Source organism: Lentzea roselyniae (assembly GCF_039537795.1).
In the GTDB taxonomy this organism is placed as follows: Bacteria; Actinomycetota; Actinomycetes; order Mycobacteriales; family Pseudonocardiaceae; genus Lentzea; species Lentzea atacamensis.
In genome coordinates this window covers 382965-399901 of record NZ_BAABBE010000005.1, presented here as the reverse complement: position 1 = coordinate 399901, position 16937 = coordinate 382965, and the positions used below count along the sequence as shown (strand labels likewise).

Here is a 16937-nt window from a genome sequence, read left to right as displayed (position 1 = left end):
AGAATTGAAGCGCGTTTCCGGCGGCCGCGCTGACCTCGGTGATGCGCCTGCGACGAGAGGGCGGACGGCTTGGGCTGGTCGTCGGGAGTCACCCACTGCACGAGAGCGTCGGTGCGGCCGAGGCTGATGCACTGTACTCCTCGAACAGCGCAAGCTCACGCGTACCGACCGACATGGTTCGAAGTCAATCACGGATGCATGCGGGCGCCCTTGAAGATCTTGTCGACGGCGTTCTTCTGCCCGTGCACCGCGATCCCGACCAGGTCGAGGTCCTGCGTGTGGACTTTGCGCACCGCGGCACGGTTGTCGGCGTCGTTGCCCGTCGCGAACAGGTCCGCCGTGAAGATCGCCATCGGCTGGTTGCGGTTCAGCGCACGCTCGTGGGCCTTCCTGAGCAGCTCCTGGTCGCCCTGCAGGACCACGACGGGCTGACGGAACATCGGCAGGTAGTTGACGTCGTCGGCGTCCACGTACGGCTCGCCGCGGAGCTCGTCGGGCAGCCCGCTCACGAGGAAGGCGGTCACGTTCAGCGCCTGCCATCCGGCCAGGTCGTCGCGCAGCAACACAGCGATCTTGGTGTCGAACATGTACCCACGATCGCGGGCATTCGGGATGGGGGTCTTGTACGTTTCTGACATGAGCGTCGCCGCCTGGAAGCCGGCGGTGGAAGGCATCAAGGAGGTCTTCCACGCCTCCTTCACCACTCACGTCTACCCGGCGCACACGCACGACGCGTGGACGTTGATGCTGATCGACACGGGTGCCGTGCGCTACGAACTGGACCGGCACGAGCACGGCGCACTCGTTTCCGGCGTCACGCTGTTGCCGCCGCACGTGCCGCACGACGGGCGGTCCGCGCATCCGACCGGCTTCCACAAGCGGGTGCTGTACCTCGACAGTTCGGCGCTACCGTCAGACCTGATCGGCAAGGCCGTCGACACTCCGATGCTCGTCGATCCCCTGTTGCGGCAGCGGGTGCACCAGCTGCACCTGGCGCTGGACGACCCGTTCGAGGCGTCCAGCCGGCTGGCGTTGATCACCGAACGGCTCCGGCACCGCTTCGCGGGCACGTCGCCCGCCGTGCACGCGGATCCGACGCTGGCCGATCGGTTGCGGCAGCTGCTGGACGCGTCGCTGCCCGCCGGGATCACGCTCGCCGAGGCCTCGGTGGAGCTGCAGTCCAGCCCGACGCACCTGGTGCGGGCGTTCAGCAGGCGGTTCGGGCTGCCGCCGCACCGGTATCTGACCGGGCGGCGTGTGGATCTTGCGCGCGGGTATCTGGTGGAAGGACGTCCGGCGGCAGAGGCGGCGGTGCTGGCCGGGTTCCACGACCAGTCGCACCTGACTCGCCACTTTCGCCGTGTCCTGGGTACGAGTCCCGGCCGGTTCGTACGCTGACACCGTGCACGTCGGCATTCTCGGCCCAGTTGAAGCGCACTCCCCGGACGGCAAGGTCGCGGTGGGTGGGCCGCGGCCGCGCACCCTGCTCGCGCTGCTGGCCATGCGGGCAGGCGAGATCGTCCCGCTCGACCGGTTGGTCGACGAGCTCTACGGTGCCGAGCCGCCGTCGGATGCCGCCAACGCGTTGCAGGGCCAGGTGTCGCGGCTGCGCCGGGCGCTCGGGGACGCGTCGCTGATCGAGTTCCACCCGGCCGGGTACCGGCTGGTCCTGGCACCGGACCAGGTGGACGCGCACAGGTTCGCCGCGCTCGCCGCGGACGGGCGGCAGGCGTTGGAGCAGGGTGATCCGCAGGTGGCGGAATCCCTGCTGGCCGAGGCACTCGGGCTGTGGCGCGGTCCTGCGCTCGCCGACGTCGACGCCCCTGACCACGCGACCCGGCTCGAGCAGCAGCGGTCGGCGGCAACCAGTGCGCTGATCGCCGCGCGGATCCGGCTCGGCAAGGCCGACGTGCAGGAGATCTCCTCATTGGTGCGGCAGCACCCGTTGGACGAGCGGCTGCGCGGTTACCTGATGCAGGCGCTGAACCAGCAGGGGCGTCAGGCCGAAGCGTTGCAGGCGTACGAGGACGCGCGGTCGTTGCTGGCGGAGGAGCTGGGCACCGATCCGTCGCCCGAGCTGCGCGCGATTCACCTGCAGATCCTGCGCGGCCAGACGCACCGCGAGCTGCCGGCGCAGCTCACCAGCTTCATCGGCAGGCAGGAGGAACTGCGGCGGATCGCGTCGCTGACGTCGCGGCTGATCACGCTGACCGGCCCGGGCGGTGCCGGCAAGACCCGGCTCGCCCTGCAGGCTGCCGGTCCTGGCGCGATCTTCGTCGATCTGGCACCGGTGAAGGACGTGCCGGCGGCGACGCTGCAGGCGTTGGGGCTCAAGGAAACCGTGCTCGCGCCGGAGGACCGGCTCACGCTGGCGTTGCGCGACCGCGAGGCCCTGCTGATCCTGGACAACTGCGAGCACGTGATCGCCGAGGCCGCGCGGCTCGCGCAGCACCTGCTCAGCACGTGTCCTTCGTTGCGCGTCCTGGCCACGAGCCGCGAACCGCTGGGCATCACCGGCGAGACGCTGTGCCCGGTGCCTCCGCTGAAGCCCGAGCAGAGCGTGGCCTTGTTCACCGACCGCGCCCGCCTGGTGAACCCGGCGTTCGTGCAGGACCGGCACACCGTCGACATCTGCCGCGAGCTCGACGGCCTGCCGCTGGCGATCGAGCTCGCCGCGGCTCGTACCCGGACGTTGACGACGGAGGAGATCTCCTCCCGGCTGGGCGACCGCTTCCGCTTGCTCATCAAGGGAAATCGCGCCGCCGCACCCCGCCACCAGACCTTGCGCGCCGTCGTCGAGTGGAGCTGGGACCTGCTCGACGCGGACGAACGCGATCTCGCCGCGTCGCTCGCCACGTTCAGCGGCGGTGCGACGCTGGAAGCCGTCGAGCAGGTCTGCCGGCACGACATCGAGGTGCTGGAAGCGTTGGTGGACAAGTCTTTGGTGGAGGCGAGCGACGGCCGCTACCGGATGCTGGTGACCATCCGCGAGTTCTGCTCGCAGCACAAGCGCGTCGACGCCGAGCACGCCGCCTACTTCCACGCGCTGGCCCGCCGCGCGGATCCCGAGCTGCGCCTGCGGAACCAGGTGCAGTGGTTCGCGCGGCTCACCGCCGAGCACGCGAACCTGATGCAGGCCGTCGAGTGGGCCACCGACCACGATCCTGCTTTGGCTCTGCAACTGGTGCGTGAGCTGTCGTGGTACTGGTACGTGAAGGGCAGCCGAACGGAAGTCCAAGGCCTGGCGGAAAAACTCCTCGCGCGAGTGCCAGAGGAGTCCACAGAGGAGTATGCGATTCTGCTGGCGCTGGCTGCGCCAGAGCGGGTTCAGGTCAAGCTGCAGGAACTGAGCGGCCCGATCAAGCAACCGTTCGTGCTCATCGCGTGGGCCATGCTCGCCGGCCCGCCGGACCCCAGCACCCCGCGGATCCGGCTGCACGACGAGGTGGAGAGCAGTGAGGACCCGTGGATCAAGGGTCTGCTGGGCTTCAGCAGCGCCTACCTGAGCTGGACCGCGGACGGCGACCGGGCGTTGGCGATCGGGAAGTCCCGCGAGGCGCTGCGGCAGTTCCACGACCTGGGTGAACGCTGGGGTTCCGCCCAGGTTCTGGACGTGCTGGCCAACCTCACCGAAGACCCGCACGAGGCACTGGCCCTCACCGACGAGGCACTGCGGGCCGTCGAGGAGCTGGGCGCCGTGGAGGAGCTCGCCGAGCTGCGCGGGCGGCGCGCGGACCGGTTGCTCGACCTCGACCAGGACGAGGCCGAGCGCGACTACCTGCTGGCGTTGGAGATGGCGACGCAGGCCGGCCTGGCCGCGACCAGGGCGCTCGCGAACACCGGCCTGGCCAAGATCGCCCAGCACAGGGGCGATCCGGCCAGGGCCGAGCAGCTGTTGCGGGAAGCCCAGCAGGAGCTGGGGTTCGGTTGGATGCACAACGCGGCCAAGCAACAGGTCGAGGACGCGCTCAGCGAACTGGCGCGTAGTCGGGAAGCTTGATCGCGGTCGCCCGCTGGAGGTCGATCCTGGCGAACAGCGGCGCCTTCGGCAGGAAGCCGAACATCCGGTCCCGCACCCACATCCCGAGCCTGGTCGCGGGTGCGAGGAACGGTCCAGGATTGCCCTGGCAGCCCCGCGCGTACGGGCCGATCAGGGCCTCGTACCTGGCGAAGGCATCGCCTCCAGCGGCCATCTCCCCCGCCAGCACGTAGGCGGAGACGACCGCGAGCCCGGTGCCCATGCCGCCCAGCGTCGATCCGTACCCGGCGTCACCGATCAACGTGACCCGTCCCGAGCTGACCTTCGGCATCCGCACCTGGCTGATCGAGTCGAAGTAGACACCCGGCGCCACCAGCGCGTCCGGCATCAGCTCCGGCGGTATCGACGACTTGAACATCAGCCAGCCGGGCGCGGTGAGCACGCCTGGCGCGCACGTCATGTCGCGGTCGTCGCAGTCGGCGTCCCAGATGGCGAAGTAGTAGCCGTGGAACTTCGGCCGGTACTCGGGAAAGACCAGCCGCCGCACGCCGGAGCGCATGCCGTCCGCGCCGATGACGAAGTCGAACCGCCGCGACCGTCCGTGCGCGAACGTCACGTCGACGCCTGCACCATCGTCGTGCAGGGAGGTGATCCAGTCGCCGAACACGTATTCGGCATCGGAGACACTCGCCTCGTACAGCAGCCGTGACAGGTCACCGCGCCGGATCTCCACTTCGCCACCGGTGAAGGACGCGGGCAACCGGCACCGCTCACGTCCGGAGGGGTCGCGGAACACCATGTCCGGCAACGAAACGCTCGCAGCCGTCACCGCGTCGAGCACCCCCATCCGTTTGAGCACGGACAGGTGGGCCTCGCCGCGGAAGTCCACGGCCTGACCGCCGGCACGCAGCGACGGCGCCCGTTCCACGACCGTGGGAGAGAAGCCGAAACGCGACAACCAGTGAGCGAGTGCGGGCCCGGCGATGCCCGCTCCCGAGATCAAAACGTCCATGCCGGGAAGGGAACGCCGGGCCGCTGACCAAACGCCTACTGTTCGCTGATGACCTTCAGCATCTGCGCGATCTGGCCCTGCCGGGTGCTGGCCACGCGCTCGGCGTAGGCCGTGGTCTCCGGGTTGGAACCCTCCTTCTTCTCCGTGAGGGCCATCTCCACGGCGGCACCCTGGTGCCCGGCCATCAGGTTGAGGAACGTGAGGTCGAACTCGGCTCCGCTCTTCTCCTTGGTGTCGTTGATGACCTTGTCGTCGAGCAACGGCTGGCCACCGTGAGCCGCGTGCAGGTTCGCACCGCCACCCTCCGGTTTGCCCCAGAGCTTCAACCAGGACTTGAGCATGGCGAGCTCCTCCCGCTGGGTCGCGTCGATCGCGCCCGCGAGGTCCTTCGCCTCCTGCTTGGTGGCCTTCGCCAGCGCCAGCTGCGAGAGGCTGATGCCGAGCTGCAGGTGGTCGACCATCATCTGAGCGAACATCACGTCCGCGTCGTTGAACCTCGCGCTGGCGGCGGGAGCGGGTGGTGCGGTGGAGGCAGCGTCGTGCCCGCCGTGGGCGGACTGGCCGCCCGGCACGATCGCCTCTCCACCGCACCCCGCCAGCGCCAGGACCGCGACCACGATCACCAGGCGCCTCATCGGATCAGATCTTCTCCCACAACGAGGCCGCGTTCGGCGGCTCCCAGCCGGTCAGCGAGGTGTGCGCCTGCCGGCACCGGTACGAGGACCCGCCGTAGGTCACCGCCGCGCCGACCGCGTAGTACGTGTTCGCCGCCCAGGTGCCGCCAACAGGCGGTGGCGTGGGATTGGTCGTGGTCGGCGGCGGGGTCGGGTTGCCGCCGGTCCCGCCGATGTTGAGGTCGACGCAGGAGTAGAACGCCTTCACCGTGTCGGCGATGTTCCAGACCGCACGGAGCTTCTGGCGGCCGGAGAACCCGCTCAGGTTGATGGTGTGCCGAACCGGGTCGACCGGCGCCGCGTTTCCTCCGTCGACGTAGTGCACGCGGGTGTTGCCGATGTAGTACTCGTAGTCACGCGTGCGGTGCCGGGCGGTGAACGTCCAGGTCATCGTCAGGGTGGTGCCGGTGTTGGTCACCCGCCACGGCTTGCTGTCGTCGTTGAGCACGGCGAAGTCCTGGCGATCCTCGCCGCTGCAGGTCACCAGGCCCTTGTTGCCTTCAGCGCTCTGCGGCTCCCACTGGGGACCACCGCAGTTCTGCACCGCGCCCGACGCACACTGCGCCTGCCGGCTGGGAGGCGAGGACACGTAGCCGTGCGCACTCGCCGAACCGACCGGCGTGATGAACACAATTGCAGGGACCGCGGCCATGACGAGCGCCGCTTTTCGGGTGAGTTTCATCGTCCGAACTCCTTGGATCGTTCCCATGGCAGGGGGAGGGAACCGGGAGCACCTAGATCGCTCGCCGATCCAGTTTCGGTGTGGTCTAGACCATAAACCTGGGTTCGGAAAGTGGTCAAGCGGTCACCGGAAGCGGACGAAGAATCGGTGGCTGTCAACAAGTCCACGCTCACAGGTGGTCCTGTCCGCCTGCCCCAGGACCAATCACGCCACTGGTATTGAGTGCAAACCACCGCCAGAGCGGGTAGCCCCGGGCATGCGCGATTTGAACCAGCCCGCCAGGGCGACCGGCCCCGGTGTCGTGGCCGACGGCCCCGCCGGATCGGCAACGGTGCTCGTGATCGATCCAGCCGGCGAAGCCTCGCACGACGAGATCCCCGCCACCTGGCGAGAACTGACGGACCGGATGCGCGTCGTGTGGCTCAGGGTGCCTGCCGCCCCGGAATGGAAGTCCACAGTGGACAGGGTCCTCAGCATGCACCGCGACGACCCCCGCACCGTGCTGGACGTGGTCACCAGCGGCCCGATCGCCGCCGAGGTGATCGACCTGGTCCGCCACCACGAGGACCTGGTCCGCTCGGTCCTGCTGGTCGACCCGGAGGTGGAGGTCGACGAAACGTTCGCCCAGGTGGTGGTCCGCACGCACGACGCCCCGGACGACCGCATCCCGGCGCCACTCCCGCTGGGCCACCCCGACGTGGTGTTCGGCGTGGTCAAAGCCCTCAACGAGCTGAGCTGACCGGCTCCGGAAGTTTCACTGAACCGGACACAACGGCCACCCGTATCCCTCGTCAGGGAACACCAAGACGGGAGGCTTCATGCGTGCGCGTCTGCTCATCATCGTGCTAGGACTGCTAGCGCTGACGGGCTGCTCGGCGGTCGGCGGCGCTACCAGCTCCGGCGAACCGGCGGCCAACAAGGCGGATGCGACATTCTCGTTGAGAATGATCCCCCACCACCGGCAGACGATCGACATCTCCAAGGTGGCCCTGGAACGCTCGAAGGACCAGTTCGTGCTCGACGTGGCCGAGAAGATCACCACAATCGAAGCCGGCGAGATCGAGCAGATGTCCACCTACCTGCGCTCCTGGAACATCCCGATCCCCGGCGACGACGCCGAAGCCACCCACAAGATGGCGGGCATGATGACCGCCAAGGACGTCGAAGGCCTGAAGGCAGCCCAGGGCAAGCAGTTCGACGACCTCTTCCTGGCCGCACTCTCCCGCCACCTCCGCAGCGGCGTGGACATGGCCAAGGACGCCCAGGCCCAGGGCGTGCACGTGGGTTCCAAGGCGCTCGCAGGCAAAATCATCGTGTCGCAGACCGAGGTCATCGACCAGATCGCCGCGAAGAAGAAGGCCTGACGCCCCAACGAACTTCATCCGCACCAGGCACACGCCCACCGCGCCTTCGCAGTGGGCGTGTCGGCGTACCGGCGGCCGCCGCAGCGCCACCGAAATCCGGTCGGCACCACCCACCGCACCCCAATACCCTCCCCACCATGTACCCACAGGTGGAGCCCTACGCCCAAGGCATGCTCGAAGTAGGCGACGACCAGCAGATCCACTGGGAAGCAAGCGGCAACCCGAACGGCAAACCCGCGGTCGTCTTCCACGGCGGCCCGGGCTCCGGCTCCAACCCCCGCTGGCGCCAGGACTTCGACCCGTCCCACTGGAACCTGATCCTCTGGGACCAGCGCGGCACGGGCAAGAGCACCCCGCCCGTCAGTGACCCGGCCACCAGCATGAAGCACAACACCACCCAGCACCTGATCAACGACGCCGAGAAGCTCCGAGAACACCTCAACATCGAAAAGTGGCTGCTGGCAGGCGGCTCCTGGGGATCCACCCTCATCCTCGCCTACGCCATCCAGCACCCGGACCGCGTCAGCGAGATCGTCATCCCAGCGGTCACCGCCGGCCGCCCGGAAGAAATCGAGTGGATCACCCGCGGCCTCGGCATGTTCTTCCCGGACCACTTCGAAGCCTTCGAGAACGGCGTCCCCGAGGAAGACCGCAAGGGCAACCTGGCCCTCGCCTACAACAGGCTCCTCAACTCCCCGGACCCGCAGGTGCGCGAGAAAGCCGCGTGGGACTGGAACAAGTGGGACCTGTCCACCATCACCGGTGGCGACAACGACTTCGAAGGCACCCCGTACGAAGACCCGGTCGTGCGGTACCGGCTCGCGAGGACGGTCACGCACTACTGGGGCAACGACTGCTTCCTCGAGCCGACCTACATCATGGACAACCTGGACCAGCTCAACGGCATCCCGGGCGTGCTCATCCACGGCCGCAACGACTTCGGCGGACCGCTCACCACCGCGTGGGAGATCGCCAAGCGGTGGCCCGACGCCGAACTCGTGATTCTGAACGACGCGGGCCACCAGGCGAAGGACAGCAACGGCATGAGTCAGGCCATCACCGCCGCCGTCGAGAAGTTCCGTTAGGGCGCAACGGGTCCGGGCCGGTGGTACAGATCCTCGCCGGCCCACCTGATCCGGTCGGAGAAGCCGAAGCCCGGTGCCGCCACGAAGTTCGCCGCGTCGTCCACCGATCCCGAGCCGTCGTACTTGGCGCGCAACGGATACGGGAACACCGGGCGTGTGCGCACGACGTTGCCCGCAGCGTCACGGCCCGTGGCGATCACGCGATGAGGCGCCTGGCCTCCCTCGACCCACGAGACGAGCTCCTTGAACGGGTCGAAGTCGGTCAGGGTGTCGCCGCCCTGGCAGTGCCAGATCGACGGCACGACGAACAGCCGCGCCCAGTCCGGCGTACGGCCGCCGGTCAGCCGCTGCCAGTAGTCGAGCGTGCCCTCCACCGGAATGGCCTGGTCTCCCGCACCGTGCCAGATGATCAGCTTGCCGCCCGACCGCCGGAACTCGCGCAGGTCCAGTGACATCGCGTTCGCCTTCACCGTTTCCGGTACGAGCCGCCGGAACTCGCGCACGGTGAACTCGAACGTCGCGAGCGACGAGTGCGGCTTGCCGATCGGGTACACGAGGTGCTTCAACGCGTTGTCCGCGAGACCCGCGGCGATCGCCTCGCCGAACTGGGGCGACGGGTGGATCCAGGACGACCACGACAGCTCCGACCCGTAGGCCTGACCGCCGGGGTAGAGACGCACGCCGTGGTCGGCCGGTCCGGCGTAGAGCCGCCGGGCGCGTTCGATCTCGTCCGGCGTCAGCTGACCTGCCAGCGAACCCGGATCGAACTTGCACAACCGGGGATCCTCGAGCTGCCCGTCCACCAGGCCGTCCAGGCCGTCGCACGCCTTCATCACCGCGCCGTGCAAGAGGACGATCTTGTCCTGCGGGATCACGTTGCGGGCGAGCCACGCCTGGTAGCCGATCAGGCCGGTGTAGGTGAACGCCGGCGCCCCCGCGATGATGCCGTCGAAGTCGTGCGGGTAGCGCTGGGCCAGCAGGAGTGCCTCGCGACCGCCGTTGGAACAGCCGCTGAAGTACGACTTGCGCGGCTCGGCGCCGTAGAACACCGAGATGATCCGCTTCGACACCTTCGACAACGCGTGTGGTGCGCGGAAGAAGTAGTCGTCGCGGGCCTGCTGGTTGTTCGCGGCCCACTTCGTGTCGAACACGTACTCCGGCGGGGCCTCGTGGCCGTCGTCGGTCGCCGCCACGGCCGCGTCACCGAAGGCCGGACCGCACTCCGGGAACACCTGGCCGAAGAACATGACGGCGCCGCAGAAGCCGCCGCACCCGTACTGCAGGTACCGGCCGCGGTAGGTCGTGGTGGGCAGCTTGAGCTCGAAGCCGATGTTCGGCTCGATCGTTCCCTTGACGGCGCAGTGCTCCGGATCTGTTGCGGTGGCGGGCACCACGACGGCCGAGGCGACACGTGTGCGAGCGTCCGGCACGTCGTACGAGCGCACCAGATCGGCGCACGAACGTACAGGCCGGACGGTCGTCTCTGCGGACTCGCTTGCGGCGGCTGGAGAAATCCCCGCCGCCACCAGTGCGAGAGCGAGACCGGCGAGCAGAAACCTGCGATGCATAGCGTCCTTCCCCCTATTAGTCGGACGTACGGGGGAAGTCTGCCAGCTATCCGACGTGCACGCGTGGCCGTCGGGACGGATCCGCCTCGGCCGAGCGGATGATCTCGCGTACGACCGGTGGTGTGTCACCGCGACCGAGGATCAGGTAGCGGAACAGGTGCGCGAGCGGATTGCCTTCCGACCACTCGAAGTGCACGTGCGGGATCACTCCGGTCGAGTCGCGCAACGCCAGCAGGATCGCCGCGATCGCGTTCGGCGCTGCCGGAGCGGAGGCGCGCAGCACGCGATGCCCGTCGATCTCCACGCCCCGCACGCACAGCACGTCGCTGAACGCCGACGGGTCGACGATGTCGATCTCCAGGAAGATCACGTCCGCCGTACCGGGCACCGGGTTCATGCCGCGCTGCTCGTTCTCCTTCTCGTCGTACTCCGCCCTGTCACCGGCCTGGCGGCGGTTAGCGATCAACGTGATCCGGTCGTCGTGCGCGATCGTCTCGGTGATGAACCGGCGAGCCTGCTCGTCGAACTTGATCTTGTCGACGCGCAGCTCGGTGGTGCGGGAGACGCGGGACACCAACGAGATCACGACGATGCCGATGATGAAGCCGAACGAGATCGTGATGCCGTCCGGCTTCTCGATCACGTTCTCCACCAGCGCGTACACCAGCACCAGCGTCAGCACGGTGAAGCCGATCGTGGCTCGGCGCTGCTTCTTGCGCCACGCGGACACCGTCACCGCGAACGAGCCGGACACCATCATCGCCAGGATTCCCGTGGCGTACGCGCCGGCCTGCGCGTTGACGTCGGCGTTGAAGATGATCGTGATGATGATGCAGATGATCGTGTAGACGATCACCACGGGACGGACCGCGCGGCCCCATTCCGGTGCCATGCCGTAGGAGGGCAGGTAACGCGGCACGATGTTGATCAGGCCCGCCATCGCGGACGCGCCCGCGAACCACAGGATCAGGATGCTGCTGATGTCGTAGACGGTGCCGAACGCCTCGCCGAGCAGCTCGTGCGCGAGGTAGGCGAGCGCGCGGCCGTTCGCCGGACCACCCTCCGCGAACTTGTCCTGCGGCACCAGCACCGTCGTGATGAACGACGTCGCGATCAGGTACACGGACATGATCAACGCGGCCGTGGTGAGCAGCTTGCGGGTGTTGCGCACCCGGCTCTCCATGCGCTCCTCCGGCGTCTTCCCGGAGGCGGAGACCAGCGGCATCATGCTGACGCCCGTCTCGAAGCCGGACAAACCGAGCACCAGCAACGGAAACGCCAGAATCGCCGGGCCGACGACACCGAAGACGCCGCCGTGCGCCCCCAGCGCCGAGATCCAGCGATCGAGAGCGTCCGGCGTCGCGAAGACGTCCACGAGGCCCACCACGGCCAGGACGGCGTTCAGGGTGAGGAACACCGCGACCAACGGGATCGCGACGCCCACGGCCTCGCTGAAGCCCATCAGGAACACGCCGCCGAGGATCAGCAGCAGCACGATCGTCAGCGCGAGCTCGTAACCGCGCAACGACTCGGGGACGTACGGGTTCTCCAGCGCGTGCACCGACGCGTCGGCCGCGGACAGCGTGATCGTGATGATCCACGACGTCGCCACGAAGCCGAGCAGCACCAGCACGAAGACCTTGCCCCGCCAGAACGGCAGCAGGTCCTCCAGCATCGCGACCGAGCCCTGGCCGTTCGGGCTCTCGCGCGCCACCCTCCGGTACATCGGCAGCATGCCGAGCAGCGTCAACGCCACGATGAGCAGCGTCGCGAGCGGTGACAACGCTCCCGCGGCCAGTGCCGCGATGCCCGGCAGGTACGACAGCGTGGAGAAGTAGTCGACGCCGGTCAGCGTCATGACCTTCCACCACGCGTGCGGCTTCGCGTGCGAGTCGTGGCTCTCCGGCCCTGACGGCGCCACGCGATCCGCGAGCAACCACTTCCCCAGCGGCCCACCCGGCGGTGCCGGACGTTCCGGGCTCGGCACCTCAGCGGGAATGGCGTACTCCGTGCTCATGGCGCAGAGCATGCCACTACCTGGCGATCAAGGCCTGAAGTCGGCGGGGAAGCCAGCCTCCTGAATGGACAATCCGGACGGACGGAGCATTCCGATGCTGCCCTGGGTGTGCAGGTCCAGGAAGAGGTCCACGACGTCCGGGTCGAACTGCTGACCTCGGCCCGCCCACAGCTCGCGCCGCGCCCGGTTCTCGTCCAGCGCTGTCTGATGTGGACGATTTGACCGCATCGCGGCCCAAGCCACGCAAACGGACAGGATGCGCGCCTCGGCTCTGATGTCCGCGCCGCGCAGCCCGTCCGGGTAGCCGTCGCCGTCGTAGCGCTCGTGCTGCTGCCTGATCACGTGCGCCACGCCCGCGAACCCCGGCACCATCCGTGCGAGCCGGTAGCCGAAGTCGGGGTGCTGGCGCAGCAGCCGCCACTCCTCCTCCGACAGCGCCCCCGGCTTGGTGAGCACCACCTCGGGAATGATGATCTTGCCGATGTCGTGCAGGCGGCCGGCGAGCTGCGCGACCCTGATCGTCGGCGCGTCGAGCCCGAACTCGCCGGCGGCGACACCCGCCCAGCGCGAGACCGACCGGCTGTGGTCGTAGCGGTGCAGCCACCCGTCCACCCGGTCGGCGACCTGGCAGAGGAACTCGGCCATCGCGCCGTCGGTGTCCGGGTCGACCGCGGGCAGCGGCTCAGGGCCGACCGCGATCCGGTTGCGCCCCGCCGCCTTCGCCGCGTACAGCGCCCGGTCCGCGATCACCACGATGTCGTCGGGGCCGTCGCCGTGCGTCGGGAAGCTCGCCGAGCCGACCGACACCGTGACGGACAACGGGATGTCGTCGTTGCCCGCGTTGACCGGAATCGGCTTCTCCGCGACGCGTTCACGCAGCCGGTTCGCGATCACGGACAGCCGGCCGGGCCCGGCGTCCGGCACGAGCAGCGCGAACTCCTCGCCGCCGTACCGTGCGAGCACTTCACCTGATCGGGAAGCCGCGCGCAGCCGTGCGGCGACCTCCATGAGCACGTCGTCACCCGCCGGGTGGCCGTAGTTGTCGTTGATCGACTTGAAGCGGTCGACGTCGATGATGAACACCGCCACCGAGCCCTCGCTGCGCCGCGCGCGGGCGATCTCCAGCGGCAGCTGGGCTTCGAAGAACCTGCGGGTGTGCAGCCCGGTGAGGCTGTCGGTGATCGCGAGCTTGCGCTGGTCCGCCACGAGCCCCGCGAGCCTCGCGATGATCAGCAACGACAGCAGCGCGCCGCCCGCCGCGAGCACCAGCACGTCCTGCGACGACTGGCCTACGTCGTGGATCAGCATCAGCACCGGGGCGGCGAGCGCCGCCGACGACAGCGCGATGATCCGGCCGCGGCTCAGCCCGACGTCCTTGACGTGCGCGCGGTCGACGAGCCGCGCCATCGTCGGGTGCAGTGCGGCTGCACCCATGCACAGGTTGGCCGACAACCAGATGGCGTCGAGGAAGTTGCCCGCGTGGTAGCTGCCGTCGAGACGCTGCAGCACGTAGATCGTGTCCGCGGTCAGGATTCCCAGCAGGTTTGCCGTGAGCAGGATGAACGCGCGCGGGCGCGGGCCGGCGCCGAAGATCAGACGCAGTGCCACCACGAAGAGCGCGAGATCCATCATCGGGTAGCCGAGCGACGCGACCTTCACCAGCACCGGTGACGTCAGCCGGGCCTGCGGGCCGATCACGTAGAGCCAGGACGCCATGCCCGCGACGACCGCGAGCACGGCGGCGTCGAGCAGGCTCGGCAGATCGAGTCCGGGGGTGCGGCGGCGGATCAGCAGGATCACGCCCGCCACCATCAACGGGTAGTGCCCGAGGTAGAAGATGTCGGCGTAGGACGGGTAAACCGTGTACTTGAAGACGTAGTGCGATGTGTAGAACGTGAGGTCGGCGATCGCGTAAACGACCTGGCTGAGTGCGAGGAACACCCAAGGCCGCCTCCATTGGGGACGGTTGCGGCGCACCCCCGTGAATGTGGCGATCGCCGCCGAGGCGCTGATCGTGCAGTAGAGCACCACTCGTACCGTTTGACCCGTTGTCCCCGCAGGGCTGACCGGAATCAGGTAGTAGACGCCCAGCAGCAGGTGACCTGCCACCAGGTACATCCACCACGCTCCGGTCCGGCCGGCACGGAAGATGGTCACACGAGACCCCTCGTTCTACGACTTGGTCGAGCCAGGTGATGATGCCCGACTTGGGATGATCGCGGCACCGCCGTTACTCCAATGAGGTGACCCACTAATCCGGACGCTACCGCAAATCCCTGTTCTGTTTTCAGCGTGAAAGAAATCCGAGTGCCGCTGCGGCAGCCGGGTACGCCAGCTCACCCAATCCGCCCACAGGTGCGTCCGACGCCATCACGACGACGTTGATCTCGGGTGTGTCGCCGATCCGCGCCCACGGGTAGTCCCCGAACGATTTTTGCACGACTTTTCCCTGCTTGACGGTGATTCGCGCACCTTTGACCACCGAGACCGCGTCCATGATCGCGCCTTCGACCTGTTGGCGTACACCCGAGGGGTGCAGTGCCGGGCCGACGTCCACCGCCGCGGTGATTTTCGTACGCCCGTCCCGTATTGTTTCGGCGATCACCGCGACTGCCGAGCCGTAGTCACGATGACAGGCCACGGCCTGTGGTTCTCCGTGATGGGCTTCCGCAGCCGCTTCGAGAGTTTTTCTGACGCGCCGGTCAGTCAACAGCTTCAGCCGGCGTTCGAGCTGGTTGTCCGCCATGTCCAGCTCACTCAGGAACATCTCTTCCGCATAAACGGACTGACCTGCGTAGACGCTGCGCCAGAACCCTGTTCTGATCGGTGGTGGCGAGATGGCGAAGTGGACCTCTCCCTCTACGTCGTACGGATACTTGTTCGCCATCATCTGCATGATCTGGGGGTTGCTCGTGACTTCGAGCACCGACGAGAGAGGCCATGTGGAAACGGCGTGATCCCGCCACGTGGGTAGACCTTCGTCGTTGACCGTTGCTCGTACGCGATGGACCGACAATGGACGGTACGAGTCGTGTCGCATGTCATCGTCTCTTGTCCACAGCACTTTCACCGTCCTGCCGGTGTGCCGTGCGAGTTGGACTGCCTCCAGCACGAAGTCGACTTCGAACTTCCGCCCGAACGCGCCGCCCGCGCGCGTCGGGATCACCCTGACCTTCGCGAAGTCCGCTTCGAGAAGTTTGCGCACCTGATCAGGCGCCTGGGTCGGAGCCCACACGGTGACTTCGGTGTCCGAGGCTTTCGCCGTCGCCGTCGGCGGTTCCATCGGAACGTGGGCGAGCATGGGCATGACGTAGATCTTCTCCACGTAGTCGCCCGGTGGCGTTTTTCCTTCCGGCAGGGCGGCTTCGAGGGCGGCCAGCCACTCGTCGCTGTCCGCGTCCGGAGAGCCGCCCTGCCAGGTCGTTCTGAGCGCTTCCCTGGCTTTGAGGGCGGTGTGGGTGTCCCTGGCGAGCAACGCGAAACCGTTGTCCAGCTGGACGACCTCGGCGTTGCGGACGTCGGTGTCGTCGAAACCCGTTGGCGTGGCGCCGATCCACGGTGGTCTGGCGACGACCGCGACCAGGTCGGCCGGCTGGTCGATGGCGTACGCGAGCTTGCCCGTGACGATCGCGTCCTGGTCGACCCGTTTGATCTGCGGGTTGCCGAGAACGCGCCATTCGCCGTGTGGCGTCAGGACGACATCGGACGGCGTGAGCTTCGCGGCCTCCTCTGCCAGTTCGCCATAGCTGAGGCGGTTGTCGCCGTGCCGCACGAAGCCGTCGGACGCACGGCAGTCGGCCGCTGGGACCCGCCAGCGTTGCGCGGCAGCCTCGACCAGCAGCTGCCGGACGGTGGCGGCGGCGGTGCGGATCGGCTCGTGAAGGCGCTGCATCGTGTTGGAGTTGGCGGAGATCTGCTCGCCGTAGGTGTCCGAGTCGCCCTCCGCCTGCTCGATCGTGAGGCTCTCGACGGAGACCTTCAGCTCCTCCGCGACCATCAGCGCGACGGCCGTGCGCACGCCCTGGCCCGTGTCCGGAACCGGGACGGTGACCGTGATCCGGCCGGATTCCGGGTCGATGCGAACGAAGGGGTTCACGAGTCGGCCCTCATCCGCGCGGCGGCGTTCCTGATCGCCCTGCGGATCCTGGGATGGGTGCCGCACCGGCAGACGTTGTGCCGCAACGCCTCGTCGATGTCCTCGTCGGTCGGGTCGGGGTGATTGGTCAGCAACGCGATCGTGGCCATGATCTGGCCGGGCTGGCAGTACCCGCACTGCGTGACGTCCTCGTCCAGCCACGCCTGCTGCACCGGATGGTCTTCGACGCCCTCGATGGTGAGGACGTCCTGCTCCCGCAGGCCGGCGACGGGGTGTTCGCAGGGCCGGAACGCCTGTCCGTCCACTATGGACGTGCACACACCGCACGCACCGACCCCGCAGCCGTACTTGGTGCCGGTGACCCCGAGGTGGTCGCGCAGCACCCAAAGCAGCGGGGTTTCCGGGTCGGCGTCGACGTCGTGGATCTGACCGTTGATTCGCAGCCGGTGCATGGTCACGT

14 protein-coding genes are annotated in these 16937 nt (G+C 68.0%); 5 read left to right on the top strand and 9 right to left on the bottom strand.

Going from position 1 to position 16937, the window contains the following annotated elements; genetic code table 11:
• Positions 1-188: 188 nt before the first annotated feature.
• On the bottom strand, positions 189-587 hold the full coding sequence (locus ABFX45_RS11735) for a DUF2000 domain-containing protein (RefSeq protein WP_211337759.1): 399 nt from the start codon (positions 585-587) through the stop codon (positions 189-191).
• Between the two features lie 49 nt (positions 588-636).
• Here ABFX45_RS11735 and ABFX45_RS11730 point away from each other — a divergent pair, with 49 nt between their 5' ends.
• Entirely contained in the window at positions 637-1398 is a 762-nt protein-coding gene (locus ABFX45_RS11730; RefSeq protein ID WP_346129602.1) for an AraC family transcriptional regulator, read from the top strand.
• Between the two features lie 4 nt (positions 1399-1402).
• Positions 1403-4000 carry an AfsR/SARP family transcriptional regulator gene (locus ABFX45_RS11725; protein WP_346129600.1) on the top strand — a complete coding sequence of 866 codons (2598 nt, stop codon included), beginning with the start codon at positions 1403-1405 and terminating at the stop codon, positions 3998-4000.
• Here the strand turns inward: ABFX45_RS11725 and ABFX45_RS11720 are convergent.
• Genes ABFX45_RS11720 through ABFX45_RS11710 form a run of 3 tightly spaced genes read right to left on the bottom strand, consistent with a single transcriptional unit; the run spans position 3969 to position 6347 of the window.
• A complete protein-coding gene (locus ABFX45_RS11720; protein ID WP_346129598.1) occupies positions 3969-4991 on the bottom strand; it encodes an FAD-dependent monooxygenase in 1023 nt (340 codons plus the stop codon). The two genes, ABFX45_RS11725 and ABFX45_RS11720, sit on opposite strands and share 32 nt — an antisense overlap.
• A 35-nt stretch (positions 4992-5026) precedes the next feature.
• Positions 5027-5626: a DUF305 domain-containing protein gene (locus tag ABFX45_RS11715; RefSeq protein ID WP_109641916.1), complete on the bottom strand. Its 600-nt coding sequence runs from the start codon at positions 5624-5626 to the stop codon at positions 5027-5029.
• Positions 5627-5630: 4 nt separating this feature from the next.
• Positions 5631-6347, bottom strand: a complete 717-nt coding sequence (locus tag ABFX45_RS11710; protein ID WP_109641914.1) for a lytic polysaccharide monooxygenase — start codon at positions 6345-6347, stop codon at positions 5631-5633.
• Between the two features lie 256 nt (positions 6348-6603).
• Here ABFX45_RS11710 and ABFX45_RS11705 point away from each other — a divergent pair, with 256 nt between their 5' ends.
• From ABFX45_RS11705 to pip, 3 genes are all read left to right on the top strand, one after another.
• A complete protein-coding gene (locus ABFX45_RS11705; RefSeq protein WP_146231886.1) occupies positions 6604-7086 on the top strand; it encodes a hypothetical protein in 483 nt (160 codons plus the stop codon).
• 79 nt (positions 7087-7165) lie between these two features.
• The gene (locus ABFX45_RS11700) at positions 7166-7711 is read left to right on the top strand and encodes a DUF305 domain-containing protein (protein ID WP_109641910.1); all 546 of its coding nucleotides are present in this window, start codon (positions 7166-7168) and stop codon (positions 7709-7711) included.
• A 137-nt stretch (positions 7712-7848) separates the two neighbouring features.
• On the top strand, positions 7849-8796 hold the full coding sequence (pip, locus tag ABFX45_RS11695; protein WP_346129595.1) for a prolyl aminopeptidase: 948 nt from the start codon (positions 7849-7851) through the stop codon (positions 8794-8796).
• Here the strand turns inward: pip and ABFX45_RS11690 are convergent.
• The 5 genes from ABFX45_RS11690 to ABFX45_RS11670 all read right to left on the bottom strand — a co-directional run bounded on the left by ABFX45_RS11690 (position 8793) and on the right by ABFX45_RS11670 (position 16935).
• A complete protein-coding gene (locus ABFX45_RS11690) occupies positions 8793-10364 on the bottom strand; it encodes a tannase/feruloyl esterase family alpha/beta hydrolase (RefSeq protein ID WP_346129593.1) in 1572 nt (523 codons plus the stop codon). The genes pip and ABFX45_RS11690 overlap by 4 nt on opposite strands.
• A gap of 46 nt (positions 10365-10410) precedes the next feature.
• Entirely contained in the window at positions 10411-12381 is a 1971-nt protein-coding gene (locus ABFX45_RS11685) for an APC family permease (protein WP_346129591.1), read from the bottom strand.
• 27 nt (positions 12382-12408) lie between these two features.
• Positions 12409-14538, bottom strand: a complete 2130-nt coding sequence (locus ABFX45_RS11680; protein WP_233440252.1) for a bifunctional diguanylate cyclase/phosphohydrolase — start codon at positions 14536-14538, stop codon at positions 12409-12411.
• Between the two features lie 130 nt (positions 14539-14668).
• Positions 14669-16477 (bottom strand): molybdopterin cofactor-binding domain-containing protein, encoded by a 1809-nt coding sequence (locus ABFX45_RS11675; protein ID WP_346129588.1) that lies wholly within the window; start codon positions 16475-16477, stop codon positions 14669-14671.
• Positions 16474-16935, bottom strand: coding sequence for a (2Fe-2S)-binding protein (locus tag ABFX45_RS11670; RefSeq protein ID WP_428834118.1), 462 nt, complete (start codon positions 16933-16935; stop codon positions 16474-16476). The genes ABFX45_RS11675 and ABFX45_RS11670 overlap by 4 nt, the downstream gene beginning before the upstream one ends.
• Positions 16936-16937 lie beyond the last annotated feature (2 nt).